General features: G+C 71.6%; 21 protein-coding genes and 1 pseudogene. 1 reads left to right on the forward strand and 21 read right to left on the reverse strand.

The features are described 5' to 3' along the window. Positions 1-25: 25 nt before the first annotated feature. From OVA15_RS05230 to dinB, 21 genes and pseudogenes are all read right to left on the reverse strand, one after another. Positions 26-985, reverse strand: coding sequence for an RluA family pseudouridine synthase (locus tag OVA15_RS05230; protein ID WP_268143561.1), 960 nt, complete (start codon positions 983-985; stop codon positions 26-28). Then, positions 982-1,644, reverse strand: a complete 663-nt coding sequence (gene lspA, locus OVA15_RS05235) for a signal peptidase II (RefSeq protein WP_268143563.1) — start codon at positions 1,642-1,644, stop codon at positions 982-984. The genes OVA15_RS05230 and lspA overlap by 4 nt, the downstream gene beginning before the upstream one ends. Positions 1,645-1,771: 127 nt before the next feature. Continuing rightward, positions 1,772-2,452: a DivIVA domain-containing protein gene (locus tag OVA15_RS05240; protein ID WP_268143565.1), complete on the reverse strand. Its 681-nt coding sequence runs from the start codon at positions 2,450-2,452 to the stop codon at positions 1,772-1,774. A 286-nt stretch (positions 2,453-2,738) separates the two neighbouring features. Beyond that, positions 2,739-3,035 carry a YggT family protein gene (locus OVA15_RS05245; protein WP_268143567.1) on the reverse strand — a complete coding sequence of 99 codons (297 nt, stop codon included), beginning with the start codon at positions 3,033-3,035 and terminating at the stop codon, positions 2,739-2,741. A gap of 5 nt (positions 3,036-3,040) precedes the next feature. Further along, positions 3,041-3,682, reverse strand: coding sequence for a cell division protein SepF (locus OVA15_RS05250; protein ID WP_268143569.1), 642 nt, complete (start codon positions 3,680-3,682; stop codon positions 3,041-3,043). Between the two features lie 275 nt (positions 3,683-3,957). Then, entirely contained in the window at positions 3,958-4,674 is a 717-nt protein-coding gene (locus OVA15_RS05255) for a polyphenol oxidase family protein (protein WP_259870233.1), read from the reverse strand. A gap of 359 nt (positions 4,675-5,033) precedes the next feature. Next, positions 5,034-6,290, reverse strand: coding sequence for a cell division protein FtsZ (ftsZ, locus tag OVA15_RS05260; RefSeq protein WP_268143572.1), 1,257 nt, complete (start codon positions 6,288-6,290; stop codon positions 5,034-5,036). Positions 6,291-6,539: 249 nt separating this feature from the next. Then, entirely contained in the window at positions 6,540-7,553 is a 1,014-nt protein-coding gene (locus tag OVA15_RS05265) for a cell division protein FtsQ/DivIB (protein ID WP_268143574.1), read from the reverse strand. Continuing rightward, positions 7,553-8,970, reverse strand: a pseudogene (murC, locus tag OVA15_RS05270) (UDP-N-acetylmuramate--L-alanine ligase). Before murC ends, OVA15_RS05265 begins: the two are co-directional and overlap by 1 nt. Before the next feature lie 28 nt (positions 8,971-8,998). Then, complete coding sequence (gene murG / locus OVA15_RS05275) at positions 8,999-10,132, reverse strand: undecaprenyldiphospho-muramoylpentapeptide beta-N-acetylglucosaminyltransferase (RefSeq protein ID WP_268143576.1); 1,134 nt, start codon at positions 10,130-10,132, stop codon at positions 8,999-9,001. A gap of 46 nt (positions 10,133-10,178) precedes the next feature. Beyond that, positions 10,179-11,555: a putative lipid II flippase FtsW gene (ftsW, locus tag OVA15_RS05280; RefSeq protein WP_058872189.1), complete on the reverse strand. Its 1,377-nt coding sequence runs from the start codon at positions 11,553-11,555 to the stop codon at positions 10,179-10,181. Further along, entirely contained in the window at positions 11,552-13,081 is a 1,530-nt protein-coding gene (gene murD, locus OVA15_RS05285; RefSeq protein WP_268143579.1) for a UDP-N-acetylmuramoyl-L-alanine--D-glutamate ligase, read from the reverse strand. The genes ftsW and murD overlap by 4 nt, the downstream gene beginning before the upstream one ends. Beyond that, complete coding sequence (gene mraY, locus OVA15_RS05290; RefSeq protein WP_053447509.1) at positions 13,078-14,244, reverse strand: phospho-N-acetylmuramoyl-pentapeptide-transferase; 1,167 nt, start codon at positions 14,242-14,244, stop codon at positions 13,078-13,080. Before mraY ends, murD begins: the two co-directional genes overlap by 4 nt. Next, on the reverse strand, positions 14,241-15,713 hold the full coding sequence (locus OVA15_RS05295; protein ID WP_268143581.1) for a UDP-N-acetylmuramoyl-tripeptide--D-alanyl-D-alanine ligase: 1,473 nt from the start codon (positions 15,711-15,713) through the stop codon (positions 14,241-14,243). The genes mraY and OVA15_RS05295 overlap by 4 nt, the downstream gene beginning before the upstream one ends. Continuing rightward, on the reverse strand, positions 15,710-17,389 hold the full coding sequence (locus tag OVA15_RS05300; RefSeq protein WP_268143583.1) for a UDP-N-acetylmuramoyl-L-alanyl-D-glutamate--2,6-diaminopimelate ligase: 1,680 nt from the start codon (positions 17,387-17,389) through the stop codon (positions 15,710-15,712). Before OVA15_RS05300 ends, OVA15_RS05295 begins: the two co-directional genes overlap by 4 nt. A gap of 207 nt (positions 17,390-17,596) precedes the next feature. Continuing rightward, entirely contained in the window at positions 17,597-19,450 is a 1,854-nt protein-coding gene (locus tag OVA15_RS05305) for a peptidoglycan D,D-transpeptidase FtsI family protein (protein WP_206390618.1), read from the reverse strand. Further along, positions 19,447-20,265 carry a hypothetical protein gene (locus OVA15_RS05310; protein WP_259870542.1) on the reverse strand — a complete coding sequence of 273 codons (819 nt, stop codon included), beginning with the start codon at positions 20,263-20,265 and terminating at the stop codon, positions 19,447-19,449. Before OVA15_RS05310 ends, OVA15_RS05305 begins: the two co-directional genes overlap by 4 nt. Continuing rightward, positions 20,262-21,251 carry a 16S rRNA (cytosine(1402)-N(4))-methyltransferase RsmH gene (gene rsmH / locus OVA15_RS05315; protein WP_006214826.1) on the reverse strand — a complete coding sequence of 330 codons (990 nt, stop codon included), beginning with the start codon at positions 21,249-21,251 and terminating at the stop codon, positions 20,262-20,264. The genes OVA15_RS05310 and rsmH overlap by 4 nt, the downstream gene beginning before the upstream one ends. A gap of 380 nt (positions 21,252-21,631) precedes the next feature. Further along, positions 21,632-22,063 (reverse strand): division/cell wall cluster transcriptional repressor MraZ, encoded by a 432-nt coding sequence (gene mraZ, locus OVA15_RS05320; RefSeq protein ID WP_024290281.1) that lies wholly within the window; start codon positions 22,061-22,063, stop codon positions 21,632-21,634. A gap of 584 nt (positions 22,064-22,647) precedes the next feature. Continuing rightward, a complete protein-coding gene (locus OVA15_RS05325; RefSeq protein ID WP_053447514.1) occupies positions 22,648-23,046 on the reverse strand; it encodes a DUF3040 domain-containing protein in 399 nt (132 codons plus the stop codon). Between the two features lie 122 nt (positions 23,047-23,168). Continuing rightward, on the reverse strand, positions 23,169-24,458 hold the full coding sequence (dinB, locus tag OVA15_RS05330; protein WP_268143588.1) for a DNA polymerase IV: 1,290 nt from the start codon (positions 24,456-24,458) through the stop codon (positions 23,169-23,171). Between the two features lie 135 nt (positions 24,459-24,593). Between dinB and OVA15_RS05335 the strand changes: the two genes are divergently transcribed. Further along, positions 24,594-25,730: a polyprenyl synthetase family protein gene (locus tag OVA15_RS05335; RefSeq protein WP_053447516.1), complete on the forward strand. Its 1,137-nt coding sequence runs from the start codon at positions 24,594-24,596 to the stop codon at positions 25,728-25,730. Positions 25,731-25,736 lie beyond the last annotated feature (6 nt).

Genomic DNA, 25,736 nt, shown 5'->3' on the forward strand with positions numbered 1-25,736 from the left:
CGCCGAGGCAGGAGGCCAGCAGGCCTCAGCGCGGTCCGCCGTCGCGCAGGGTCTCCAGCGCCCAGCTCAGATCCGCGGGAGGCTCGGACGTGAACGTGACCCGCTCCCCCGTCCCCGGGTGCTCGAAGCCCAGACGGTGCGCGTGCAGCCACTGGCGGGTCAGGCCCAGGCCCGCCGACAGGGCGGGATCGGCGCCGTAGGTGAGGTCCCCGGCGCAGGGGTGCTTCAGGGCGCTGAAGTGCACGCGGATCTGGTGCGTGCGCCCCGTCTCCAGGTGGACCTCCAGCAGCGTGGCGCGCCCGAAGGACTCCAGCGTCTCGTAGTGGGTCACGGAATCGCGCCCGCCCTCGATCACCGCGAAGCGCCACTCGTAGTCGGGGTGCCGGGCGATCGGCGCCTCGATCGTGCCCCTCATGGGATCGGGCATGCCCTGCACGACCGTGTGGTAGATCTTCTCGACCGTGCGCTCCTTGAACGCCCGCTTCAGCGCCGCGTACGCCCGCTCGGAGCGGGCTACGACCATGAGACCTGAGGTCCCCACGTCCAGGCGATGGACGATGCCCTGGCGCTCTGCCGCCCCGGAGGTGCTCACGGTGATCCCGGCGCCGGCCAGGGCGCTGAGCACAGTGGGGCCGGACCATCCCGGCGACGGATGCGCGGCGACGCCTGCGGGCTTGTCGATCACCACGATGTCGTCGTCCGCGTGGAGCACGGAGAAGCCGTCGACGGTCTCCGGCACGATCACCGACAGGTCGATCTCCTCGGGCATGAGGACGTGCACCGCAGCTCCCTGAGCGAGCTTGCGGGACTTGGCGATCGGCGCGCCGTCGACCTCGACCTCCTGGGCCTCGAAGAGCCTGCCGGTCGCGGTGCGCGACAGCCCGCTGAGCTGGGCCACGATCGCATCTGCCCGGGCACCGGCCAGCTCCGCCGGGACCTGCAGCTCACGCGACTCGCGCTGCGGGGACTGAGACGCCGCGCTCATCGGGCAGCCCCCTCACTGGAGGCATCGCCGGCGGAGGAGTCGTGGTCGACGACGCGATTCTGAGCTGAGCCGGTGCGGGGAGCTTCGGCGGATCCCGTGCCCTCGATCCCGGGGCGATCGCGCCCGGAGCGGGTGCCGTCGGGCTCGCGGCCGAAGAGGATCAGCGCCGCAGTCAGGATGACGCCCACGACCACGCCGGAGTCGGCGACGTTGAACACCGCGAAGCCCTGGACGTGGATGAAGTCGACCACGTGCCCGTTGGGGAACCCGGGCCAGCGCAGCAGCCGATCCGTGAGGTTGCCGGCGGCGCCCCCGAGCACCAGGCCGAGGCTCACCGCCCAGACCAGCGAGCGGACTCGCGGCAGATAGATCAGGATGCCGATCGAGACGATCGCCATGATCGCCGTGAACACCCAGGTGAAGCCCTCGCCCATGGAGAAGGCGGCACCCGGGTTGAGGATGTAGTGCCACTGCAGCAGCCCGTCGATCACGGGGATCTGCTGGCCCAGCGTCATGGTCCGCTCCACTAGCGCCTTGGTCCCCTGATCCAGCCCGTAGACCGCAGCGGCGCACAGCAGCGCCAGGATCAGCGCAGCCCCCCGGCCCCGCGTTCGTGCGGCGGTGCTGCGTGGGCGCTGCCCAGAGGCGGGTGAGGACATGGGTTGTGCACCGGGCTCTCTCGCGGGAGGCGGATCGGGGACGGTCCGGGGTCAGCCGGACGGGTACGACGACGAGCAGACGCCGCGCACCATCCCCGTGCGGGGAGGTGCGCGGCGTCTGCTCGGATCAGCGCAGGTCGGAGGAGGACTCGGGGGCCAGCGACGGGGCGGTCCTGATCTCCTCGAGCTGCCCGCCGATGAACTCGGCCAGACGCTCGCGGTAGGACGACTCGAAGCTGCGCAGGTCCGAGACCTTGACCTCGAGATCGCGGCGCTCCTCCTCCAGGGAAGAGAGGACCTGGGACTTGGTGGTCTCGGCCTCCGAGACGAGCTCGTCGGCGCGGGTGCGGCCCTCGTCGATCAGACGATCGCGCTCGGCGCGACCCTCGCTGACGTACTGGTCGTGCAGCTTCTGGGCCATGGCGAGCACGCCGGCCGCGCTCTCGGCCGGGGCGACGTAGGGATCCTCAGCGGGCTGGGCAGCAGCCGGGGCCTCCTCGGCCAGGGCCGCAGCGTCGCCGGGGGCCTCGGGCTGCTCGGCGACCGGAGCGCTGACGGGTTCGACGGTCTCCTGCTCCTGCGCGGAGTCCTGAGCCGAGACGGCGCTCGAGGTCTCAGCCTCCGATGCGGCCGTCGGGGCGTCCGCACCTTCCAGGCGCTCGCGCAGCTCGGCGTTCTCCTGATTCAGCCGACGAAGCTCGACGACGATCTCGTCCAGGAAGTCATCGACCTCGTCCTGGTCGTAGCCCTCGCGGAACTTGGTCGGCTGGAAACGCTTGTTGATGACGTCTTCCGGGGTCAGAGCCATGGAATCTGCCTCTCCTCATAGCAATGGGGTCGAGTTCCGCCGCACGAGCCGGGGAACCCGCTTTCGGACAACGAGATCCGCGGGTCCGGTACCTGCTAGCCCTGCAGGACATGCCTCAGCGCGACGTGCCCCGACACTGGGGGCCTTCGACGGATCAGACTACATGCTCGGCAGGGCCCGGAGACTGGTGGACCCGTCCACGGTTTTGATTGTGGCCCAACTGTCAGCTGAACCCGATCTGCGGCCTATCTGAGCGCACTCGAGCGACGACGCGAACCGGATGATCTCAGGCCGACACCAGCAGGGAGATGCAGACGCTCTCGAGGATGACCAGCCCGAAGATGAGGATCATCGACGACAGATCCAGGGCGATCCCGCCGAGGCGCAGCGGCGGGATCAGCCGCCGCAGCGGGTTCAGGATCGGATCCGTCACGGCGTAGATGCTCGAGGCCAGCACCAGGGAAGCCCCCTGGGGGCGCCAGCCGCGCGCGAAGGACTGGATCATGTCCACGGCGAACCTGCCGAGCACGGCCAGGATCAGGACATGCACCAGCAGGTAGAGGATCGCGAAGACGACCGTCATGGCGCTCAGGCCTCTGCGGCGTCGAGGTCCTCGTCCGGGCCGACCGAGGAGTCGACGACCTCGACGTAGGACGGGGTGAGCAGGAACACCGTGGCGGTCACGCGCTCGATCGAGCCGTGGAGGGCGTAGACCAGCCCGGCGGCGAAGTCCACGAGGCGCTTGGCCTCGGCCTCGGCCAGATCGCTCAGGTCCATGATGACGGGAGTGCCGTCGCGGAAGGACTCGCCCACCGACTTCGCGTCGTTGTAGGAGCGCGGGTGGACGGTGGTGATGGTGCGCATGTCGTCTGCATCCTCTCGGGATGTCGAGGGGGCACGCTTGATCGGCGTGACGGGGGCTCGGTACTCGGAGTCACGGCGATGCTCGCGCGCGGGCCGGGTGCGCGACTGCTCGGCACCGCGGAGCTGCGACGCGGACTCGCCGTCGCGGGGACCGCGATCGGCGGGCTCGCCGCGACCATCGGATCCGCGGTCCTCGGACGCGCGGCGGGGACCGTCGTCCAGGGAGGGGCGGTCCTCGCGCGGCTGCGCCGGGGCGGAACGGCGCTCGGGCCGCTGCGGGGCGGGCGATCGGTCGTAGTCCTCGTCGTGGCCCTCGGGCTCGGCCAGGCCCAGACGGATCATGGCTCGGCGCATCGACTGGCTCACGCGCGACCCTCCTCGCTCTGATCTGCACCGCGGTGCAGATGATGGTCTTCGACTCCGACCGTCCCGGCGGTCCGCATCGGCAGGGCGCGGTTCGCGTCCTGCGGGGGGCTCGGCCCGATGCCGCCGGACCCGGAAGGATCAGCGGCGGGGAGGTCGACCGCCAGGCTACCCGACTCCCCTGCAGCGCCACGTCAGACGTGCCGGTCGGATGCCCGGAGTGCGACCCAGGACACGGCCAGCGCCGCCCAGTGCGGCGAGGCTGCGTTCAGCCTGGCTCAGGACACGGGGACGACGATGCCGGCGATCCGGCCGCTGGAGGGATCGCGGCGATGGGAGGACAGTCCCTCGTTCTCGAGCGTGCAGCGCGGGCTGTCCTCGGCCACGACCTCGACCTGCACTCCGAGCTGCTCCAGCTGGCGCGCGGCAGCGCCGGGCAGGTCGAGCCCCGGGGTGCCCCAGCGGGTCGTGGTGCGGATGCCGGGAAGGCTCTGCTCCGACTCCTCGGCCATCTGCTCGGGCACCTCATAGCACTGCGCGCACACGCACGGGCCGATCTGCGCGCTGATGCGCTGGGCCCCGCGCGCGCGCAGAGCCTCGACGACCGCCGGAAGGACACCGTCGAGCAGCCCGCGCCGACCCGCATGGGCGACGGCGGTCAACGGCGCGGTGCCGGCGCGCCCGGGCTCGCCGACCAGCACCACGGGCACGCAGTCGGCGACCATGACGGCGAGCGGGCGTCCTGCGGTGGAGACCGCGGCGTCGCCGGTGCAGACCTCGCCCGGGGCCGCCGCATCGGCATCGACCACGTGGGTGCCGTGCACCTGATCCAGATAGAGCACGGAGGCGGGATCCACGCCGAGATCGATGGCCGCGCGGTCACGACGAGCGCGCACCGCCTGGGGGTCGTCGGGGACATGAAGGCCCAGATTGCCGAGGTCCCTGTCGGTGAACACGGTGCGGACGCCGAGGCGCTGAGACGAATGCCAGTACATGGGCCCGACCCTAATCGCACGCACCTGACGACACGGTGGACACCGAGTGGCCGCTTCGTCACAGCAGCGAGAGCTCGACCCCGCTGCGCCCATGCCGCTCGACGGCAGAGGGAACACCAGAACGCCACTTGACGGGCGGCGGCATCTCCCGCGGAGGTCCGGCGGCTGTTTCGCGGAGCCCAAGTGCCACAAGTGGCCGACCCCCCCCAGGTGGGCTCTCGGGGACCTCAGCGGGCCACGGCGACTCTGCTGACCGTGCGACGGCTCGGGCCGGGACAAGACGAGGGCGGCGCCCCGACCGACCGGTCGGGGCGCCGCCCTCCTGCTCACGACATCGCGGGATCCGCGATGTCAGGACCTCACTTGAGGAAGTCCGGGAAGTCCAGCGAGTCCTTGCGGCCCGAGGACTTGGGTGCACCGCTCTCCGGCGGGAGGTCGACGTCGAAGCCGGCGTCGTCCGGGACGTCGTCGTTCGACGGGGCAGAGGACGCCGGGCTGGAGCCCCACGAGCCCGACTGCGAGCCGCCGAAGCCCGAGCTCTGGCCGCCGCGCTGAGCGGAGGAGCTGGAGGCGGTGGACGGAGCGCCGGCACCTGCACCGAAGGCGGCGCGGGTCGAGGCGGCCCGCTGCGCGGCCGGCGAGTTCGCGTTGGCGTTGGTCTCCTGCGACAGGGAGTCGAACCCAGCCGCGATCACGGTGACGCGGGCGCTGTCGCCCAGGGCGTCGTCGATGACCGCGCCGAAGATGATGTTGGCCTCCGGGTGGGCGACCTCCTGGACCAGGCGAGCGGCCTCGTTGATCTCGAACAGGCCGAGGTCCGAGCCGCCCTGGATGGACAGCAATACGCCGTGGGCGCCGTCGATCGAGGCCTCGAGCAGCGGCGAGGCGATCGCCAGCTCCGCGGCCTTGACCGCACGGTCCTCGCCCTGCGCCGAGCCGATGCCCATGAGCGCGGAGCCCGCGCCCTGCATGACGGACTTGACGTCCGCGAAGTCGAGGTTGATCAGACCCGGGGTGGTGATCAGGTCGGTGATGCCCTGCACGCCCGACAGCAGCACCTGGTCCGCGGACTTGAACGCATCCAGCATGGACACGTTGCGGTCCGAGATGGACAGTAGGCGGTCGTTCGGGATGACGATGAGGGTGTCGACCTCGTCGCGCATGGTCTCGATGCCGTTCTCGGCCTGGTTCGAGCGGCGACGGCCCTCGAAGGTGAACGGACGGGTCACGACGCCGATGGTCAGCGCGCCCAGCGAGCGGGCGATGCGCGCGACGACCGGAGCGCCGCCGGTGCCCGTGCCGCCGCCCTCGCCGGCGGTCACGAAGACCATGTCGGCCCCCTTCAGGACCTCCTCGATCTCCTCGTGGTGGTCCTCGGCGGCCTGACGGCCGACATCCGGGTTGGCGCCAGCGCCGAGGCCGCGGGTCAGCTCACGGCCGACATCGAGCTTGACGTCGGCATCCGACATCAGCAGCGCCTGGGCATCCGTGTTGATCGCGATGAACTCCACACCGCGGAGTCCCTCCTCGATCATGCGGTTGACGGCGTTGACGCCGCCGCCGCCGATGCCGACGACCTTGATGACGGCCAGATAGTTCTGGGGCGTGGTGTCCATGATCACCCTGTCTTGATTCGGGGCCGCCGACCTGTATCGACGGTGGGGTCCGCGCTGACCCCTCAGTCTCAACCTTCAATCCAAGGTCGATATATATGTCTGAGGGCTCATGCTGTGATTTCCGAGTCAGCCTAACAACCGAGGAGGCGTCGCCACGAGTTCGCGGCGCGTGTTGTGCGCATTGAGTCCCCGATTCGGGGACACCCCTTCAACACTCACCTGAGGGTCGAAGGAAATCACTCCGGACGACTACTCCAGCACCGGATGACGGGGAGCGGAGACGTCGTAGACCTCGACCGCGCCGGTGGCCTCCGAGGCGTCCACGAGCTCGGCCAGGACCTCGGCCTTCAGGGCGCTGTCGGTGTCATCGCCCCAGCGCACCGTGACCCCGTCCTGCAGCTCGAGCATCACGACCCCGCCCGATTCGGCTCGGGCCGTCTGGACCTGCTCGAGCAGCGACGAGGGCAGCGAGGCCAGCACCGAGCTGACCGTGTCCCAGTCCTCGCTGCCCAGCACGTCGGTGCCGCCGGCGATCACCGGGACCTGGATCTGCTCGCTGTCGGTGAGCTGCTCGAGCTGTGTGCCCTCGCGGTCCACGAGCTGCCAGCCGTCGCCGTCCTCGACCGCAGCGACCGGGATCCGCTCCTGGACCTCGACGCGCAGGGTCCCGCTGCCGCTGGCGCTGGTGTCCACCGAGGCGACTGCCGGGAACTGCGTGAGCAGGGACTCGACCTCCTCGGAGGAGATGCGGGTCATGGACTTGCCCTCCAGCGGCTGCAGCGCCTCCTCGGCGGCCCCCTGGTCGGTCAGGGAGAGGCCCTCGACCTGCAGGGAGCGCACCGAGAACAGCGGGGAGAAGAACACGCCCCACACGATCAGGACCACGATCAGCACGGCCACCGCCAGACGCACCAGGCGGCGCAGCGCCGGGGACAGCCGACGACTGTCATCGCCGTCGTGCCCGTCGCGCGCCGAGCCCCTGGATCCCGAGCGGGACGAGCCCAGCTGCAGCGTGCGCCGCCAGTCGCTGAATCGCCCGCCTCCTGTGGGCACGGGCTCGAACTCGGACTCGCGCTGCTCGTCGAGCGCTGCGACCTTGTCCCGGCTGTTGACGCGCACGCGCGGGGTCTCGGCACCGGCGGACGACGGGGACTCTGCCCCGCCGGCGGTCTCGACCGGCTCGTGCTCGCGTCCGCGCTGCGTGGAGGAGGAGCCGGATGTGCCGCCGAAGCGCGGCTGGCGGGGTCGGGGTCCGCCCGCCATCAGGCCGAGGCCCCGGCCTGCCCGGAGTCCTCCAGTGCGCTGAGCAGGCGGGGGCCGAACGCGGTGACGTCCCCGGCGCCGACCGTGAGCACCAGATCTCCCTCCCGTGCCTGGGCCGCGATCTGAGCGATCGCCTCCTGGGGATCGAAGGCGCTGCGCACCGAGTCCCCGGCGGCATCGGCGATCAGATCCGAGGAGACGCCCTCGACCGGGTCCTCGCGCGCTGCGTAGATCGGCAGGACCCAGGCGTCGTCGGCGATCTCGAGGGCCTGGGCGAACTCGCCCGCGAAGGCCTGCGTGCGGGAGAAGAGGTGGGGCTGGAAGAGCACCAGGACGCGGTCCTCCCCCGCCACGCGCCGTGCGGCCGTCAGCGCGGCGCGGACCTCGGTGGGGTGATGGGCGTAGTCGTCGATGACCCGCACGCCGCGGGCCTCTCCCTTGAGGTCGAATCGGCGGTCGGAGCCGTGGAAACCGGCCAGGCCCCGCAGGGCGTCCTCCGCGGGGACCCCGACGATCTGGGTGACGGCGAAGGCCGCTGCCGCGTTGAGCACGTTGTGCTCGCCGGGGACCTCCAGGCGCATGCGATGGCTGCGGAGGTCGGCGCCCTCCCCAGGCTCAGCTCGGCGGTGGCGCCGATGCCCTCGGTGCGGATCTCGCTCACGCGGATCTGCGCGGAGGCATCGGTGCCGTAGGTGACCACGCTGCCGCCGCGGCGGCGCACGGCCTCGGCCAGCCGGCGCGAACCGGAATCGTCCTGGCATGCCACCAGGGTGCCGCCGGGGCGGAGGGTGTCCGCGAAGTCCTCGAAGGCCTGGAAGAAGGCCTCCTCGGAGCCGTAGTGATCCAAGTGGTCGGGCTCGATGTTCGTGACCACGGCGATCGTGGGCGCGTAGGAGAGGAACGAGCCGTCGGACTCGTCGGCCTCGGCCACGAACCAGCGGCCGCGGCCCAGGTGGGCGTTGGTGCCCAGATCGGCCACGTGCGCGCCGATGGCCCACGACGGCTCCTGCCCGCACTCCTGCAGCGCCACTGCCGCCATGGACGACGTGGTGGTCTTGCCGTGCGTGCCGGCGACCGCGACCACCTGGGAGCCGTGCATGGCCACCCCGAGGGCCTGGGAGCGGTGCAGCACGCGCAGCCCGGCCTCCCGAGCCGCGGCCAGCTCGGGGTTGGTCTCGCGGATCGCGGTCGAGACGACGACGGTCCGGGCGTCGGCGATGTTCTCGGCCGCCTGCCCGATGCTGATGCGGGCCCCGCGCTCGCGCAGCGCGGCGAGCCCGCGGGACTCCTGGGCATCCGATCCGGAGACGCTCACCCCGTGGGCCAGCAGCAGGCGGGCGACGGCGGACATGCCGGCGCCCCCGATGCCGATCAGGTGGGTGGGCCCCAGCTCGGCGGGATCGGTGTCCACGCCCATGGACTCGTTCGGGGACCCGGTTCCGGGATCAGTGCTCACGTCGTGCCTCCTGCAGGATCAGTTCAGCCATGGTCGCGTCCGCATCGCGCACGCCTGCCCCTCGTGCCGCACGGGTCATCTCGGCCAGGCCCTCGGGGGCCGTGAGCAGAGGCAGCACGTTCGCGCGGTACCACTCGGGGGTGAAGTCGGAGTCCTCGACGAGCCGGGCGGCGCCGGCCTCCACGAGGGAGCGGGCGTTGAGCGCCTGCTCGCCGTTGCCGATCGGCAGCGGCACGAAGATCGCGGGCAGTCCGACGGCGGCCACCTCGGAGACGGTCGCGGCCCCGGCGCGGGCGATCAGCAGATCGGCGGCGGCGTAGACGTCCTCCATGCCGTCGACGTACTCCACCTGCCGATAGCCCTCGGCCTCCAGCGGGCGCAGGTCCGGGGTGAGCACGGGCTTGTCGCGGCCGGTGATGTGCAGCAGCTGGTAGCCCTGCTCGGCGATCCCCGGCACGATCCCCTGGATCGTGCGGTTGATGGCCACCGCCCCGGAGGAGCCGCCGGTCACGATCACGGTGGTGCGCTCCGGGTCCAGGCCGAGGCGCTGCCGGGCCCCGCTCTGGGCGGCCGCGCGGTCGAGCTGCGAGATCTCCCGGCGCATGGGCATCCCCACCGTGCGGGCACCCTTCAGCGGCGTGTTCGGGAAGGCGGTGGCCACAACGGCGGCAAAGCGGGCTCCGACGCGATTGGCCAGCCCGGGGCGGGCGTTGGCCTCATGGATCACGACAGGGACGCCGCGACGGCGGGCCGCCAGGTACACGGGGGTGCAGACGTAGCCGCCCACGCCCACCACCACGTCGGCGCGGCTCTCGTCGATGATCCGCCCGGCCTGGCCGATCGCCCCGCGCAGGCGCACGGGCAGCTTGAGCAGATCCACGGAGGGTCGGCGGGGCAGCGGAACGCGGTCGATGGTCTCCAGCGGCAGACCGGCGGCCGGGACCAGGCGGGTCTCCATGCCCGAGGCGGTGCCGACCGCGGTGACCTGCGCTGCGGGCTCGGCGCGACGCACCGCCGCTGCGATCGCCAGCAGCGGCGAGACATGCCCCGCGGTGCCTCCGCCGGCCAGCACCACGTTCACGGGGCGCTGGGACTCGGTCGGGTGGACGTCGTGGTCGCTCATGCGGCTGCTCCTGCGGTGTACGGGACGTGCGTTCGGGTCTGGGGGCTCACGAATCGCCGCGGCTGCGGAGGACCCTTCCGCGGCGGATGTCGTGGACCTCGGCGATGGGCTCGCGCTCATCGTCCATGAGGTCGTCGTAGCGGCCCTCGTGGTCGTAGGCATCGTACGCATCGTCGCCCGGCAGCGGCCGTCGGGCGGCGACGGGGCGCGAGCGCGGCTGCGGGATCGCCTCGACCATCCCGACCGAGGGCTGCCTGGCGAAGGACATCACGACGCCCACGGCGGACAGGCACATCAGCAGCGACGAGCCGCCGTAGCTGATGAACGGCAGCGGCACCCCGATCACCGGCAGCACGCCGGTGACCATGCCGATGTTCACGAAGGCCTGCCCGATCAGCCAGGCCAGGACGCCGCCGGTCACGATGCGCTCGAAGCCCGAGGTGGAGCGCATCAGGATCCGGGCCATGGCCACGGCCATCACGGCGAACAGCACCAGGATGGTGACGGTGCCGAGCAGTCCGAGCTCCTCGCCGATGATCGCGAAGATGAAGTCGTTGTGGGCCTCGGGGACGTAGTTGTACTTGGAGCGCGACTGCCCCAGCCCGACTCCCCACCAGCCTCCGGTGGCCAGCGCGGAAAGCCCGTGCATGGCCTGGTAGCAGCCCGCGGAGGGGTCGCAGTCGCCGGTCAGCCAGGAGGTCACGCGCTCCATGCGGTGGGGCGCGGAGATCACGAAGAGCACCGACACCGCGGCACCGGCGGCGAAGGCCGTGAGGATCCAGCGGATGGGCATGCCGGCGAAGAACACGGCGGCCAGGTAGATCAGCAGGAAGATGCCGGCCGTGCCCATGTCGCGGCCGTACATCACGAACAGCACCGGCACGACGACGGCCACGGCCGAGGGCCACAGCGCGTCCTTGAGCGTGCGGATGCGCCCCGCCACGCGGCCGAGCCACACGCCCAGGGCCAGGATGCAGGTCAGCTTGGCGATCTCCGAGGGCTGCAGCGTGAAGCCGCCGACCGACAGCCAGTTCCGGTTGCCGCCGACCTCGACGCCGAACGGCACCACGAGCGCCAGGATGACCGCCGAGACCCAGAACGCCAGGATCGCCAGCCGCCGCATGACCCGGGCCGGGACGCGCGAGAGCGCGAACATGGCGATCAGCCCCAGCGCGCCGAAGATCAGCTGGCGCACGAACAGTCCGTAGGCCGACTGCTCGGCGGAGATCGACTCGACCGCCGAGGCGGAGAGCACCATCATGGCGCCGATCGCGAAGAGCAGCACGGCGCACACGGCCAGCGCGTAGTACGACTGCAGCAGCGGGCCGCTGCGGACACGGTGCTCGACCCCGCGCAGCGGGCCCGACCGCTCGTCGATCCGGTCCCGCAGCCGGGTGGCCGCGGCTGCGGTCCGCGGGCTCACGACAGGCGCTCCACGAGATCGGCCACGCTGCGCGCGAACGCGTCCCCGCGGTGGGCGTAGTCCCGGAACTGGTCCATGGAGGCCGCGGCCGGGGCCATCAGCACGGTGTCCCCGTCCACGGCCACGCGGTGGGCGGCTTCGACGGCGGCGCGCATGACGGCCTCGCCGTCGGAGGCGTCCTCGAGGCCGTCGGCGGCGCGCAGGATCGGCACGTCGGGAGCAGAAGCGGCCAGAGCGGCCTCGAGCCGGTCGTTGTCGGTGCCGATCAGCACCACCGCCCGCAGGCGGCGCGCGTGGGCGGCGACCAGGGCGGAGCTGTCCGTGCCCTTGGCCAGGCCGCCGGCGATCCACACGACCGGGTCGAAGGCCGACAGCGAGGCGGCGGCGGCGTGCGGGTTGGTGGCCTTGGAGTCATCGACCCACACCACCCCGAAGGTCTTGGCCACGGGCTGGATGCGGTGCCCGCCAGGCTCCCATGCGGCGAGACCCTTGGCGATGTCCTCGCCGGAGACGCCTGCGGCTCGGGCCAGGGCGGCAGCCGCCAGCGCATTGGTCACGCCGTGCGGGGTCGGCACGGGCTTGATGGACTCCACCAGCCCGACCTCCAGCGCCTGGTTGCGGCGGTCGTCCAGGAAGGCCCGGTCCACGAGCAGGTCCTCGACCACGCCCAGCATGGAGACGTCCGGGTTGCCCGCGGTGAAGCCGATGGCCCGGCAGCCCTCGACGACGTCCGCCTCCTCGACCATCTGCCGGGTGCGGGGATCGCTGACGTTGTACACGGCGGCGACCTGGCAGTTCTCGTAGATCCGCGACTTGTCCGCCACGTAGTTCTCGAAGCCGCCGTGCCAGTCCACGTGGTCCTCGGCCACGTTGAGGCACACCGCGGCCAGCGGGGACAGCGAGTGCGCCCAGTGCAGCTGGAAGCTCGACAGTTCGACGGCCAGGACGTCGTAGTCCACCGGATCGCGCAGGGCGTCGAGGATCGGGGTGCCCACGTTGCCCACGGCCAGGGCCTTGAGCCCGCCGGCCTGGAGCATGGCCTCGGCCATCTGCACGGTGGTGGTCTTGCCGTTGGTGCCGGTGATGCACACCCACGCAGCGGCGGGGCGCCCCGCGCGCTCGCGGATGCGCCAGGCCAGCTCGACGTCGCCCCAGATCTGGATGCCGCGCGCGACGGCCTCGGACAGGACGGGGTCATCGGGGCGGAAGCCCGGAGAGGTCACCACGAGCTGCGGGTCCTGGCCGTCGACCTGCGGCAGCCCGGCCACGGCCTGGGCGCCCAGCAGGACGTCGGCGGAGCCCACGATGCCCAGCGTCTCGGCCTTCTGCCGGTTGGCCTCCGAGTCCCGGCCGTCGATCACGACCACGCGGGCGCCGAGCTCGATCAGCGTGTCCGCGGCGGCGAAGCCCGAGATGCCGATGCCCAGCACGACCACGCGCAGGTCCGCCCAGTCGGCGTCCCAGCTGGTCAGCGACGCCAGCCGGGGATCGTCCAGGATGGGGTTGTCATTGCTGGCATGGATCACAGGAACGCGCCTCCGTTGGAGATGAGCCACTCGCCGTAGAACACCGCGAGCGCGATGGCCGTGAAGAGCCCGGCGATGATCCAGAAGCGCACGACGATCGTGACCTCCTGCCATCCCTTGAGCTCGAAGTGGTGCTGCAGGGGCGCCATCTTGAAGATGCGCTTGCCGCCGGAGAGCTTGAACCAGCCCACCTGGAGGATCACCGAGACGGTGATGAGCACGAACAGCCCGGCGATCAGCACGAGCAGCAGCTCGGTGCGGGTGAGGATGGCGAACGCCGCCAGGGCGCCGCCCAGGCCCAGCGAGCCGGTGTCGCCCATGAAGATCTTGGCGGGGGAGGTGTTCCACCACAGGAAGCCGATCAGCGCGCCCACCAGCGCCGCCGCCAGGACGGTGAGGTCCGAGGGGTCGCGCACGGTGTAGCACAGCCCGGGCCCGCCCTCGCCGCACAGGTGGTCGGACTGCCACAGGGTGATCAGGAGATAGCCGGAGAACACGAGGATCGACGCGCCCGTGGCCAGCCCGTCCAGCCCGTCGGTGAGGTTGACGGCGTTGGTGGTGGCGGTCGCGATGAGGTTGACCCACACGACGTAGAGGATCAGGCCCAGGATCACGAGGACGATGGTCCGCTCGGAGGTCAGGGCCTCGACGAGCCCGCCTCCCAGCTGCCCGAGGCCCAGGTCGAGCCCCGTGTCGCGGGTGAGCGAGACCTCGGTGGAGCCGGGTGTGCGGCCCCTGGCATCGGGCAGCATCAGCGTGAGCAGCGCGAAGACCGTGCCGATCGTGCCCTGCAGGGCGATCTTCCCTCCCGGGCTCAGGCCCAGGTTCTGCTTCTTGGTGATCTTCTTGGCGTCGTCGATCCCGCCGACGAAGCCCATGCCGAGCATGAGGAACGCGGCCAGCAGCCCGGAGGCGGTGGGACCGGTCCACTCCCCCGTGACCAGGCCCACGACAGTGTGCGAGACCAGGTAGGCGATCACGGCCGAGCCCAGGATGGCCACGCCGCCCATGGTGGGCGTGCCGCGCTTGGTCTGGTGGCTCGAGGGCCCGTCCTCGCGGATGAACTGGCCGTAGCCGCGGCTGGCCAGGAAGCGGATGAACAGCGGGGTGCCCAGGATCGAGAGGATCAGGCCCAGTGCAGCGGCGACGATGATCTGGATCATGCTCGACCTCCCTGGCCCGCAGCGGCGACCCGATCGCCGAGCGTCTTGAGCCCCGCGGAGTTCGAGGACTTGAACAGGACGACGTCTCCGGCGCGCAGGTTCTCGGCCAGGAAGGCCTCAGCGGCCTCCAGGTCCTCGACCCAGGCGGCCTCCTCGCCCCAGGAGCCCTCGAGCAGCGCCGTGACGTAGGTGGGGCGGGCCAGCGGGCCCACGGCCAGCAGCCGGGAGATGTTGTAGCGCACCACGAGCGAGCCCAGGCGGTTGTGCTCCTCGACCGAGGAGTCCCCGAGCTCGTACATCTCGCCGAGCACGGCCCAGGTGCGGCGATGCCGCGGGGAGTCCTGCGGCCCGCCCATGCGCGCCAGCGTCTGCAGCGCCCCGGCCATGGACTGCGGATTGGCGTTGTAGGCGTCGTTGAGGATCGTCACGCCGTCGGGGCGCTCGGTGCGCTCCATGCGCCAGCGGCTGCCCGGGCCGAGGCCCTGCAGGACACCGGCGATCGTCTCGGACGGGACGCCGGCCATGAAGGCGGCCGAGGCCGCGGCCAGGATGTTGGAGACGTGGTGCTCGCCGATCAGCCCGGAGACCACCCGGTGCACGGTCCCGTCCGGGAAGTGCAGGTCCAGGGACGGGTGGCCGTCGTCGTCGGTGGAGATCCGGTCTGCCCATACGCGGGCGGCCGGGACCTCCGGGAGCGTGCTGGTCTCCCCCGTGCCGAAGAACACGACGGGCGCCTGCGTGCGCGTGTGCATCCGGCGCACGCGGTCGTCGTCGTCGTTGAGGATCGCCACGCCGTCGGCGGACAGCGACTCGACCATCTCCCCCTTGGCGATCGCGATGTTCTCCACGCCACCGAACTCGCCGGCGTGCGCGGAGCCCACGCACAGCACGGTGCCGACGTCCGGGGAGACCATGCGGCACAGGTACGAGATGTTGCCGATGTGGGTGGCGCCCATCTCGACGACCAGGTACTCGGTGGTCGCATCCGTGCGGAACACGGTCAGCGGCACGCCGACCTCGCCGTTGTAGGAGCCCTGCGGGGCCACGGTGGGGCCCATCTCGGAGAAGATCGCGCGCAGCAGGTCCTTGGTGGTCGTCTTGCCGACCGAGCCGGTGACCGCCACGACCTTGAGGCCGTTGTCCTGGCGCATCTGCCGCACGACCCAGCTGGCCAGCGTGCCCATGGCCTCCACGACGTCCGGCACGCGCACCGAGGGGTGCACGGAGCCGTCGTCGGCTGCGACCTCGCGCTCCACGAGCGCCAGCGGGGAGCCGGCGGCGAAGGCCGCGGCCACGAAGCGGTGGCCGTCCGTGACCTCACCGGGCTTGGCGACGAAGAGGGTCGCCTCCCCCGCCTCCCGAGAATCGGTCGTCACGTGCTCGACGACGGGGCCGTCCTGCTGCGGATCCAGCCCCAGCAGCTCGCCTCCGACGATCTCGGCGATGCGCCTGGCATTGAGAGGGATCACGAGCGCCCCCACCGTCCTTCCTGCGTGTCGTGGAGCGCGTCGCGCAGCTCCTGCCGATCATCCAGGGGATGGTCGACTCCTGCGATCTCCTGCGTGGTCTCGTGGCCTCGTCCGGCGACCAGGATCGAATCGCGCGGACCGGCCATGGCGGCCGCCGTGCGGATGGCCGTGGCCCGCGGGTGGATCTCCTCGATCTCGGTGGCCCGCGCCGCGCCCTCGTCGCGGGCCTGGCGGGCTCCGGCGATGACCTCGGCCCGGATCCCGGCGGGGTCCTCGTCGTGCGGGTCGTCGTCGGTGACGATCACCACGTCAGCACCCTGTGCAGCGATCCGGCCCATGAGCGGGCGCTTGGTGGTGTCGCGCTGCCCGGTGGCGCCGAAGACCACGATCACGCGGCCGTCGCCCTCGGGCGGATCGACCGCCTCCAGGGCGCGGGTCAGGGCGTCCGGGTTGTGCGCGAAGTCCACGACGGCGGTCGGCTCGCTGGCGATCAGCTGCATGCGCCCGGGGACATCGGTGGTCAGCGGGTCCTGATCGTCCAGCACGTCCTGCAGCACCTGCAGCGGCACGCCGGAGGCCAGCACCATGACGACGGCCAGTGCGGCGTTGGCCACGTTGAACTCTCCGGGCAGCCCGGTCGAGACGCGCAGCCGACGGCCGTCGCGGTGCACCAGCTCGAAGCGGTGCCCCACCCCGCGCCGGGCCAGCGAGCGCAGCGTCCAGTCGGCTCCGTGGCGCTGCGGGCCGGAGTCGCGATCCTCGACGATCCCGCCGCGCAGGGCGATGACCTCGACCTTCTCGGCGCCGAGCTCCTCGCGGGATCGGCGGGCCATGCGCAGGCCCCACTCGTCCTGGTCATCGGCCACGACGATCACGGCGCGGTCGGTGCGCCGGGCGGTGAACAGCTGGGCCTTGACCTCGAAGTAGGCCTCCATGGACCCGTGCAGGTCCAGGTGGTCCTGAGTCAGGTTGGTGAAGCCGGTGACGTCGTAGTGCACGCCGTCCACGCGGTGGAACTCGAGCGCGTGGGAGGAGACCTCCATGGAGGCTCCGGTCATGCCGGCTTCGCGCATCACGGCCAGCAGGGCGTGCACGGACGGCGCCTCGGGCGTGGTCAGCAGCGACGGGATGCGCTGATCGCCGGCCAGGATCTCGATCGTGCCGATCAGCCCAGTGGTGCGGCCCAGGGCCTTCTGGATCGAGTTGAGGAAGTACGTGGTGGTGGTCTTGCCGTTGGTGCCGGTCACGCCGAACAGCGGCATGCGGGCGCGCTCGTCCTCGCTGCCGCCGTAGAGAGCGGCGGAGATCTGCCCCATGTGCTCGCGCGGCACGGCCGCCACGATCGCCGGGACGCTGAGAGGGCCCTCGTCGAGCATGAGCTGCAGTCCAGCCTGGTCGGTGAGCACAGCGGCCGCACCGGAGCCGATCGCGGCAGCGGCGAAGCCCGCGCCGTGGAACCGAGCACCGGGAAGGGCCGCGTAGAGGTCGCCCGGCTGCACGGATCGGGAGTCGATGCTGATGCCGCGCACGGAAGCCGGCTCCTGCGCACCGCCGTGCGCCTCCGGGAGCTCCAGTCGCGCGCCGATCAGCTGCGCCAGCTCGGCGGCCGGCAGCGAGGCAGCGCTGCGGGGCCGCAGACGGGCCGCGTCGAGACCGGGCTCGGGCAGGTTCTGCATGTCATCCTTCCTCGGATCGGCCGGTGGGAGCCGGCCGTTCCCTCGATGCGGGCCACGTTCGGGACCCATCGGTCGCGGAGGCAGCGCTTCCCCTGCCCGCCGAGGACGCCCGACCTCGAGGACGGCGGGGAAGAGCCGTATTCCGGACGTGGCGAGTCTAGTCCGGCAACCGAAGCAGCAGGACGAGATCGACCGCGCGGCGTCCACTCAGGCGATGCCGGTCGGCGTGTCCGGCAGCTTCTCGTTGCGGTCCTCGTCCTTCCCGTAGAACTTGGGCAGACCGACCGCGCCGCCGGTCGAGGGCTGCACGCCGTAGTGGCGCAGCACCTGGCCCATGATCTGCGAGAAGGCCGCCGACGCCCCGATCGCGGCGACGGCGCCCTGCGGCTTGTGGACGGTGGCGGCCACGACGAACTGCGGGTCCTCCATGGGACCGATGCCCGCGAACGAGGTCGTGTAGCCGTCGTAGCCGCCGTCGGCGCTGGCGGCCTCGGCCGTGCCGGACTTGCCGCCCACGCGGTAGCCGTCGGTGGCCGCATCCGGAGCTCCGCCGACGGTGATCACGGACTCCATCATCTCGCGCAGCTGCTCGGCGGTCTGCGCGGAGAAGATCTGACGGCCCTCCGGGCGCTCGATCTCGGTGCGGGTGCCGTCGGGGTCGATGATCGCCTGGAGGAGGCGCGGCTCGATCTGCAGGCCGTCGTTGCCGACCGCCTGGAAGATCGTGGCGGTGCGCAGCGGCGACTGGGAGACTCCCTGCCCGAACAGCACCGTGTACTGCTGCCGAATGTCCCAGTCCTCCCACGCGGGGAGCAGCCCCGGGGACTCACCGGGCAGCTCGATGCCCGTGAGCTCGCCCACGCCGAACTTCTTCATCCAGTCGTAGCGGCCCTGCCGATCCAGGCGCGAGCCCACCAGCACGGTTCCGGTGTTCATGGAGTCGGCGATGACGCCCGCGAAGGTGCGGTCCTCGTCCTCGTGCTCGAAGGCGTCGGTGATCGTCTGCCCGTCGATCTCCAGCTCCGAGGGCACGGCGACCTCGGAGAGCTTGTCGGCGTTGCCCGTGTCGATCGCAGCGGCCGCCGTCAGGATCTTCTGGGTCGAGCCGGGCTCCACAGCCGAGGCCACGCTGCGCGGCTGGAAGTCGCCCTCGTCCTCGGTGCGCCCGGTGTCGTTGGGATCGACCATCGACGAATCCGCGAGCGCCAGCACCGCGCCGTCGGAGATCCGCATCACGATCGCCGTGCCCCACTCGGCGCTGAGCTCCTCCACGCGGCGGGCGATGGCCTGCTGGGCGTAGAACTGGACGTCGCGGTCCAGGGACAGCTCGATCGACGAGCCGTCCTGCGCGGCCGTCTCGTCCTGGGGCGCCACCGGGATGCGGACGCCGTCGGCGCCGATCTCGAAGCTGCGCTCGCCGTCGATGCCCCGCAGGTGCTCGTCCTGGGTCAGCTCGATGCCGCCGAGGGCCTCGCCCTCTCCCCCGACGAACCCGACGACGGAACCGGCCAGGGAGCCGTTGGGGTAGCTGCGCTGGGACACGGGCTCGCCCGTCACGTAGCCCGCGCGCAGGTCCTCGATGCGGCTCCACTGCTCGGGGGTCGCGTCCCGGAACAGGTACTCGAAGTTCTTGCGCTCCCCCACCGGGACGTCCGCGTCCCCCTGCAGCTTGTCCTTGACCTCCTGATCCGGCATCCCCAGGATGTCGGCCAGGCTGCGGATCGCCTCCAGGACGGTGAGCTCCTCGGTCGAGCCGTCCGGGTTCTGCACGACCAGGTCCTGCACGATCGTCTGATCCACCGCGATGTCGTAGCGCTGGATGCTGCGCGCCAGCACGGCGCCCGTGCGATCGAGGATCTCGCCGCGCCGGGCCGGGATGACTTGGACGCGCAGACGACTGGCCTCGGCGCTGGCCGCCTGCCCGCGCAGATCCAGTCCCTGGACCCACACGAGGCGCAGCGCCAGCAGCACCAGGGCCAGCAGGCCGATCAGCAGGCCCACGAACTCGCGACGGCCCATGCCGCCTGCGCTGCCGCTGTCATCGCGCGTGCTGCCGCTCACTGATCTGCTCCTTCCTGTGCCGTGCCGCCCTGTGCGGTCCCATCCTGCGCTGCGTCGTCGGCCGCGCCTGCTCCGGCGGCGTCTGCCGAGTCCGTCTGCGGGGTCTGCGCCGGCCCGCTCAGCGGGGTGTGCCCTTCGGGGGCCTCTCGATTGCCGTCCCCGCTCGACTGCTCGTCCTGCGCTGCGTCGTCGGCCGAGCTGTCGCCGCGCTGCTGCGGTGCGGGGATCGTGCCGCCGTGCAGCTCGACGTCCGCCTCCGCCTTGCGAGCACTGTCGAGCTGGTCCTCCGCCTCGGACTCCGAGGAGGGCAGTGCATCGCGACGGGCGCGCTCCTCCTTCTGGGCCTGCTCGGCGGCCGAGGAGCCCACCTGGATGGGCACCGGGATGGCCGTGTCGACCTCGTCGTCATCAGCCTTCGGAGCGGGCACGGCCTCCCCCGTCACCTCGCCGGTGCTCAGGTCGACCACGCCCTGCTCGGTCGGTGCGGGCACCAGGCCCTCCTCCTGGGCGCTGCGGGCCAGGTTCTGCGGAGCCTGATGGAACTCGAGGTCCTGGGTCAGCGACTCGTTCTCGAGCTCGAGGGCCTGCTCCTGGTTGCGCAGCTCGACCAGCCGGTACTGCCCGTCGGTGATCCGCACGGTCATCAGCAGGATCACCGCGAAGGTCCCGAGCACCGCCAGCACCGCCGCTGCGACCGGGAGCAGCCGCGACCACATGGCCCGACGGGACGCGCGCTGGCGGTCGGAGACCCTGGGACGACGACGCGGCAGGCGCAGCCGCCCGCCCCGTGCCGTCCTGCCCGCTGATGTGCTCATGAGTGCTTTCCGTGCCTGCTGTCCGATCTGATCCGCTCCGCGGCGCGCAGCCGCGCGGAGGCCGCTCGCGGGTTCGCCTCGATCTCTTCGGCCGTGGGCGTGTGCGTGCCGCGCGTGATCATGCGGAAGGTCGGCTTGTGCTCCTCCAGCTCGACCGGGAGGCCCTTGGGCGCCGAGGAGCGCGAGCGTCCGGCGAGCTCCTGCTTGACCATCTTGTCCTCGAGCGAGTGGTAGCTCATGGCAGCGACTCGCCCTCCGAGCCTGAGAGCATCCAGGGCGTTCGGCACAGCGCGGCTCAGGACCTCGAGCTCCTGGTTGACCTCGATGCGCAGCGCCTGGAAGGTCTGCTTGGCCGGGTGGCCCTTCTTGTGCAGGGCCGCCGCTGGCTTGGCGGCCCGGACGATCTCCACGAGCTCCCCGGTGGTCGTCAGCTCCCGCTGCTCGCGCGCCTGCACGATCCCGCGGGCGATGCGCTGGGCGAAGCGCTCCTCGCCCCAGTCGCGCAGGATCCGCCGCAGGTCCTGCTCCGAGTACTCCATGACGATGTCCCGGGCCGTGAGCTCGGCCGTGGAGTCCATGCGCATGTCCAGCGGAGCGTCGTAGGAGTAGGCGAAGCCGCGCTCGCGCTCATCGAGCTGCATGGAGGAGACGCCGAGGTCGAAGAGGATGCCGTCGGCGGCCTCGAAGCCGGCCTGGGCGAGGGCGGGCTCGATCTGGTCGTAGGTGGTGTGGACCGGGAAGAAGCGATCGGCCCACGGCTCCAGGCGCCGCCCGGCCAGGCGCAGGGCCTGGGGGTCGCGGTCGATACCCACCAGGCGGACGTCCGGGAAGCGGCGCAGGATCGCTTCGCTGTGCCCGCCCATGCCGAGCGTGGCGTCGATGACGACGGGGGCGGGGCCCTCCAGGGCGGGGGCCAGCAGGTCCAGGCAGGCTTCGAGCAGGACGGGGACGTGCCGGTCGCCGGCGGGGCGCTCGAGATCGTCCATGGCTCGTCCTCCTGGTGCTCGGCGATGCGCGCGGGGCGCGCCTCATCCGGGTGCTCGTGCTGGCATCCCGACGACCGCCCACCCTATCGGGCGCAGCGGCAGGCCCCGACGCGGCGGGGCCGGGGACGGCCATGACCCGCGCCGCCACGGTGCGCCCGATCGGCGCACCGTGCGATCGGGCCCGCAACGACGACGAGCACCGCATCGGCGGCTCCAGGGCGAGAACCCCAACCGCTGACCATCCCTCGAATCCGGCCTGGCTCAGGGGAAGGTGAGTCAGGACGGTGATGGCAGTGCGGGTGGAGATCCCATCCGGGAGATCCCGATGCAGTGCTCTTGGCGCCGCGTCTGCGGTCCGCCTCTCGGCGGTCCAGGTCGTCTCAGAAGAGTCCGGGGATGACCTCCTCCTCGGTGTTCGAGAAGGCCGCCTCCTGCTCCTCCAGGTACTGCTGCCATGCCGCGGCGTCCCAGATCTCGGCCCGGGAGCCCGCGCCGACGACGGCGAGCTCTCGATCCAGACCCGCGTACTGACGCAGCGGCACAGGGACGGTCACCCGACCCTGCTTGTCCGGCACCTCGTCCGAGGCACCCGAGAGGAACACGCGGATGTAGTCGCGAGCCTGCTTGGAGGACAGCGGGGCCGCCCTCATCTGCTCGTGCACCCTCTCGAACTCAGCTGCGCTGAAGACGTAGAGGCACCGCTCCTGGCCTCTGGTGAGGACCAGTCCGTCCGCCAGCTCCTCGCGGAACTTGGCCGGAAGGATCAGCCGCCCCTTCTCGTCCAAGCGGGGGGAGTGCGTTCCGAGGAACATGCCCACCGCCGTTCGGATCCGGAGACTTCTGATTCGCTCTCGTGACCCCCACTTTACTCCACCTTCCTCCACCGTCAATCACGGTCGGTGGTTCCAGGCGCGTTCCGAGGCGATTCCGAAGAGATCCTGCCCACAGGATCAGCCGCGTTCGCCCTTGTCATTGCGAGGTGGAGGCGACCCGGGAGGCGAAGTGGGGCGATGGGGAGGGGATTTCTCTGACCGCTGCCGGAGCCCTCGCCCTTCGCGTGGTCACGCGACAGGCCCACGGACCGCCGCCGCGCTGATCGGGCACGGAGATCCCCATGATCACGGGGATCCGTCCGCTTCTCAGCGACGCCTCGAGGTAGCCGGCGTTGACCGTGGAGGGAAGTGGTGCGTCCCCGGGGAGAGGAGTGGGGAGCGAAGTGGAGGCCGCCCGCAGTCCTCGCTCATGCTCGCGAGGAGTCGCCGGTGCGAACCATCCACGCGCGAAGACCGGCGCACGAGACTCCCCGCGGGCGGAAGCGGAGCAAGGCGGCACGCGGGCATGACGAAGGCCCCCGTCCTGACGGAGCGGGGGCCTCGTTGACGTCGGTGCGGTGGGATCAGCTGCCGTTGCGGCGCTCGTCCCAGCGGTTCTCGAGATTGCGCATGAAGCTGGACTGCGGCTTCTTGGCAGCGGCCGGCTTGGCCTTGGCACCGCCGCGGGAAGAGCTCGACTCCCCCGCCTCCTTGGCGCCCGAGGAGCGGGTGGAGGCCCAGTAGACGCCGAACGACATGATCAGGAAGCCGAGGACGCCCACCAGGATCGAGTCCAGGGCCACACCTCCGACCACGATGCCCAGGCCGACCACGCCGATCACGGCTCCGAGCACGAGCGCGCGCGTGGAGAACGTGGGCTTCACGGGTCGTGAGTCCATCTGGCTCACGAACCTCGGATCCTCCGCATTGAGCTGCTGCTCCAGCTGAGCCAGCAGCTGCTGCTCGCGCTCCGAAAGGGCCACGACGTCCCTCCTGGGGGGGTCTGCTTCAAAGTTCAGGGACACGTGCCGCGTCCCTGCGGTTGCTCCAGTCTACCCGCAAGGCCCCTTGCGGAGCACCCGGTCGTCACATGACGATCCGCCGCTCATCTGCGCGGCTGCGACCGGGCCCGCCCTGCGCCTCCCGGCGCAGGATCATCGCGGTGGCCGGCGCGCAGCTCGCTGCGCCCCACCGTGCCTCGCGGAGGCCTCAGCATGGAGGCCGGCCCCAGGACGGCGCCGCCGAATCGCTCGCGCGCCCGGTCCATGGCCGACTCGGCGGTGGCCCACTCCTCCTCGCGGCCGTCGATGCTCAGCTGCATGGCGGAATCGGCGTCCTCGAGGGACTCGGCGCGCACTCCGATCAGGCGCACGGCGCTGGGCAGCGGCAGCTCCGACGTCAGCAGCTCCTCGGCATGCGTGTAGAGGTCGTGCCCGGAGGTGAAGGGATGGCTCACCGTCCGCGAGCGAGAGATGGTGGTGAAGTCCTCCCACCGCAGCTTCAGTCCCACCCGCCGGGCCCGCAGCCCGTGGCGGCGCAGTCGCGCGGCGGTGCGATGGGACAGCCCGAGCAGCTCGCGGCGCAGGGCGTCGATGTCGCTGACGTCGGTCTGGAAGGTCTGCTCCGCCCCCAGGCTCTTCTCCTCGCGCTCCGGAGTCACCGGGCGGGGATCCACGCCGTGGGCCAGCGCATGCAGGTGCGCACCCGCAGCCGGGCCGACGATGCGGGCCAGCTGCTGCGGCGTGCGCTGGGCGATCTCCCCCACGGTGCGGATCCCCGAGCGCTGCAGCGTCTCCTCCGTGCGCCTGCCGACGCCCCACAGCGCCCCGACGGGCAGCTCCGCCATGAACGCCACGGTGTCCTCGGCGCGCACGAGCAGCAGTCCGTCCGGCTTGGAGCGGGTGGAGGCGATCTTGGCGACGGTCTTGGTGGCGCCGATGCCCACCGAGGCGGTCAGCCCGGTCTCCCGATGGATGCGGGCGCGCAGCTGCCGAGCGATGTGCACCGGCGAGCCCAGCCTGCGGATGGCTCCGGAGACGTCCAGGAAGGCCTCGTCCACGCTGATCTGCTCCACCAGGTGCGTGAGGTCGTGGAACATGGCCATCACCTGCTCGGAGTAGCCCGGGTAGTCCGCATACGACGGATCCAGCAGGATCCCCTGCGGGCACATGGCTCGGGCGCGGGAGACCGGCATGCCGGAGCGCACCCCGAAGGCGCGCGCCTCGTAGGAGGCGGACAGGACCACCGAGCGCCCGGAATCCCGGGCCACGATCACCGGCTTGCCCACCAGATCCGGGCGCTCCAGCAGCCCGACGGCCACGAAGAACATGTCGAGATCGACGTGCATGATGGCCGCGCTTCGCCACTGCTCGAGCTGCTCGCCGCTCATGCTCATCCCCTCTCCTGAAGAAGCCGCTGCGAATGATCGCGGACCGGGTGCTGGTCCGCCGTCCGGAAGGCCGCGGGCTACCCTGACCGGAGGCGCTGTCCCACCGGCCGCGCCGCGAGAACCGCCACCGTCAGGAGCCCCTTGACCGACCCCAGCTTCGCACCCGACTCCGACAGCTCGAGCCCCGAGCTCTCACGCGTGGCGGCCGCCGAGTCCGAGGCCTTCCGCTACGACGTCGACGCCGTCCTGCAGTCCTGGTTCCAGGACCAGCGCACCGTGGCCGACGGCATCTCCGAGGCGGCCGGCCCCATGGTCGAAGCCATCGCCGGGCTGTCCACGGGCGGCAAGCGCACCCGCGCCCAGCTGCTCTACTGGAGCTGGCGGGCAGCCGGCGGAGACGCGGACTCCCGCATCCCGCGCCTGGCAGGAGCCGGGATCGAGCTCTTCCAGACGGCCGCTCTGATCCACGACGACATCATCGACCGCTCGGCGACCCGTCGCGGCATGCGCTCGATCCACGTCCTGTTCGCCGATCGCCACCGCGACAGCGGCTGGAGCCAGGACAGCGCGCACTTCGGCACCTCTGCCGCCGTCCTGGCAGGCGATCTGGCCCTGACCTGGTCGGAGCAGATCTTCGGCGAGGCCGTCGCACTGGCCGGGCACCCCGCCGGCGCTGCCGCGGACTTCACGCGCATGCGCACCGAGGTGATGCTCGGGCAGTACCTGGACATCCACGCGGAGGTCGCCGCGCAGACCCTTCCGCCGGACAAGGCCATCGAGCGCGCCTTCGAGGTGCTGCGCTACAAGTCGGCCAAGTACTCGGCGGAGCACCCGGCGGCCCTGGGGGCCCTGCTGGCGGCGGCGCCGTCGTCGTTCGTGGAGGCGTGCCGCGGATTCGCCCTGCCGCTGGGCGAGGCCTTCCAGATCCGGGACGACGTCCTGGGCGTGTTCGGCGATCCGGTCACCACGGGCAAGCCGGCCGGCGACGATCTGCGCGAGGGAAAGCGCACCGTGCTGATCGGGCAGCATCTGCGCGACGCCGAGCCGCAGGACGCGCAGCTCGTGGCCCGGGCCCTGGGCGATCAGTCGCTCGACGACGCTCAGATCGAGGACCTGAGGGAAGCCCTGCGCCGCAGCGGCGCCCTCCAGCGCACCGAGCAGATCGTGGACGAGCTGTCGCAGCGCACCGAGCAGGCTCTGGCGCAGATGCGGATCGAGGGCCTGCCGCGGGCCGGTCTGCAGCAGATGGCCGACGCCCTGGTCCGCCGCTCCCGCTGACCGGGA

It is taken from the genome of Kocuria sp. SL71 (genome assembly GCF_026672465.1).
Lineage (GTDB): Bacteria > Actinomycetota > Actinomycetes > Actinomycetales > Micrococcaceae > Kocuria > Kocuria palustris.

Coding starts and splice junctions, on each gene's coding strand:
- OVA15_RS05245 (WP_268143567.1), bottom strand. CDS start 3,035: ATGACGGTCGTCTTCGCGATCCTCTACCTGCTGGTGCATGTCCTGATC.
- mraY (WP_053447509.1), bottom strand. CDS start 14,244: ATGATCCAGATCATCGTCGCCGCTGCACTGGGCCTGATCCTCTCGATC.
- ftsZ (WP_268143572.1), bottom strand. CDS start 6,290: ATGGACACCACGCCCCAGAACTATCTGGCCGTCATCAAGGTCGTCGGC.
- OVA15_RS05240 (WP_268143565.1), bottom strand. CDS start 2,452: ATGGCTCTGACCCCGGAAGACGTCATCAACAAGCGTTTCCAGCCGACC.
- lspA (WP_268143563.1), bottom strand. CDS start 1,644: ATGTCCTCACCCGCCTCTGGGCAGCGCCCACGCAGCACCGCCGCACGA.
- mraZ (WP_024290281.1), bottom strand. CDS start 22,063: ATGTTCCTCGGAACGCACTCCCCCCGCTTGGACGAGAAGGGGCGGCTG.
- OVA15_RS05265 (WP_268143574.1), bottom strand. CDS start 7,553: ATGGCGGGCGGACCCCGACCCCGCCAGCCGCGCTTCGGCGGCACATCC.
- OVA15_RS05230 (WP_268143561.1), bottom strand. CDS start 985: ATGAGCGCGGCGTCTCAGTCCCCGCAGCGCGAGTCGCGTGAGCTGCAG.
- OVA15_RS05310 (WP_259870542.1), bottom strand. CDS start 20,265: ATGAGCACATCAGCGGGCAGGACGGCACGGGGCGGGCGGCTGCGCCTG.
- murG (WP_268143576.1), bottom strand. CDS start 10,132: ATGAGCGACCACGACGTCCACCCGACCGAGTCCCAGCGCCCCGTGAAC.
- rsmH (WP_006214826.1), bottom strand. CDS start 21,251: ATGGACGATCTCGAGCGCCCCGCCGGCGACCGGCACGTCCCCGTCCTG.
- dinB (WP_268143588.1), bottom strand. CDS start 24,458: ATGAGCATGAGCGGCGAGCAGCTCGAGCAGTGGCGAAGCGCGGCCATC.
- OVA15_RS05255 (WP_259870233.1), bottom strand. CDS start 4,674: ATGTACTGGCATTCGTCTCAGCGCCTCGGCGTCCGCACCGTGTTCACC.
- OVA15_RS05300 (WP_268143583.1), bottom strand. CDS start 17,389: ATGCAGAACCTGCCCGAGCCCGGTCTCGACGCGGCCCGTCTGCGGCCC.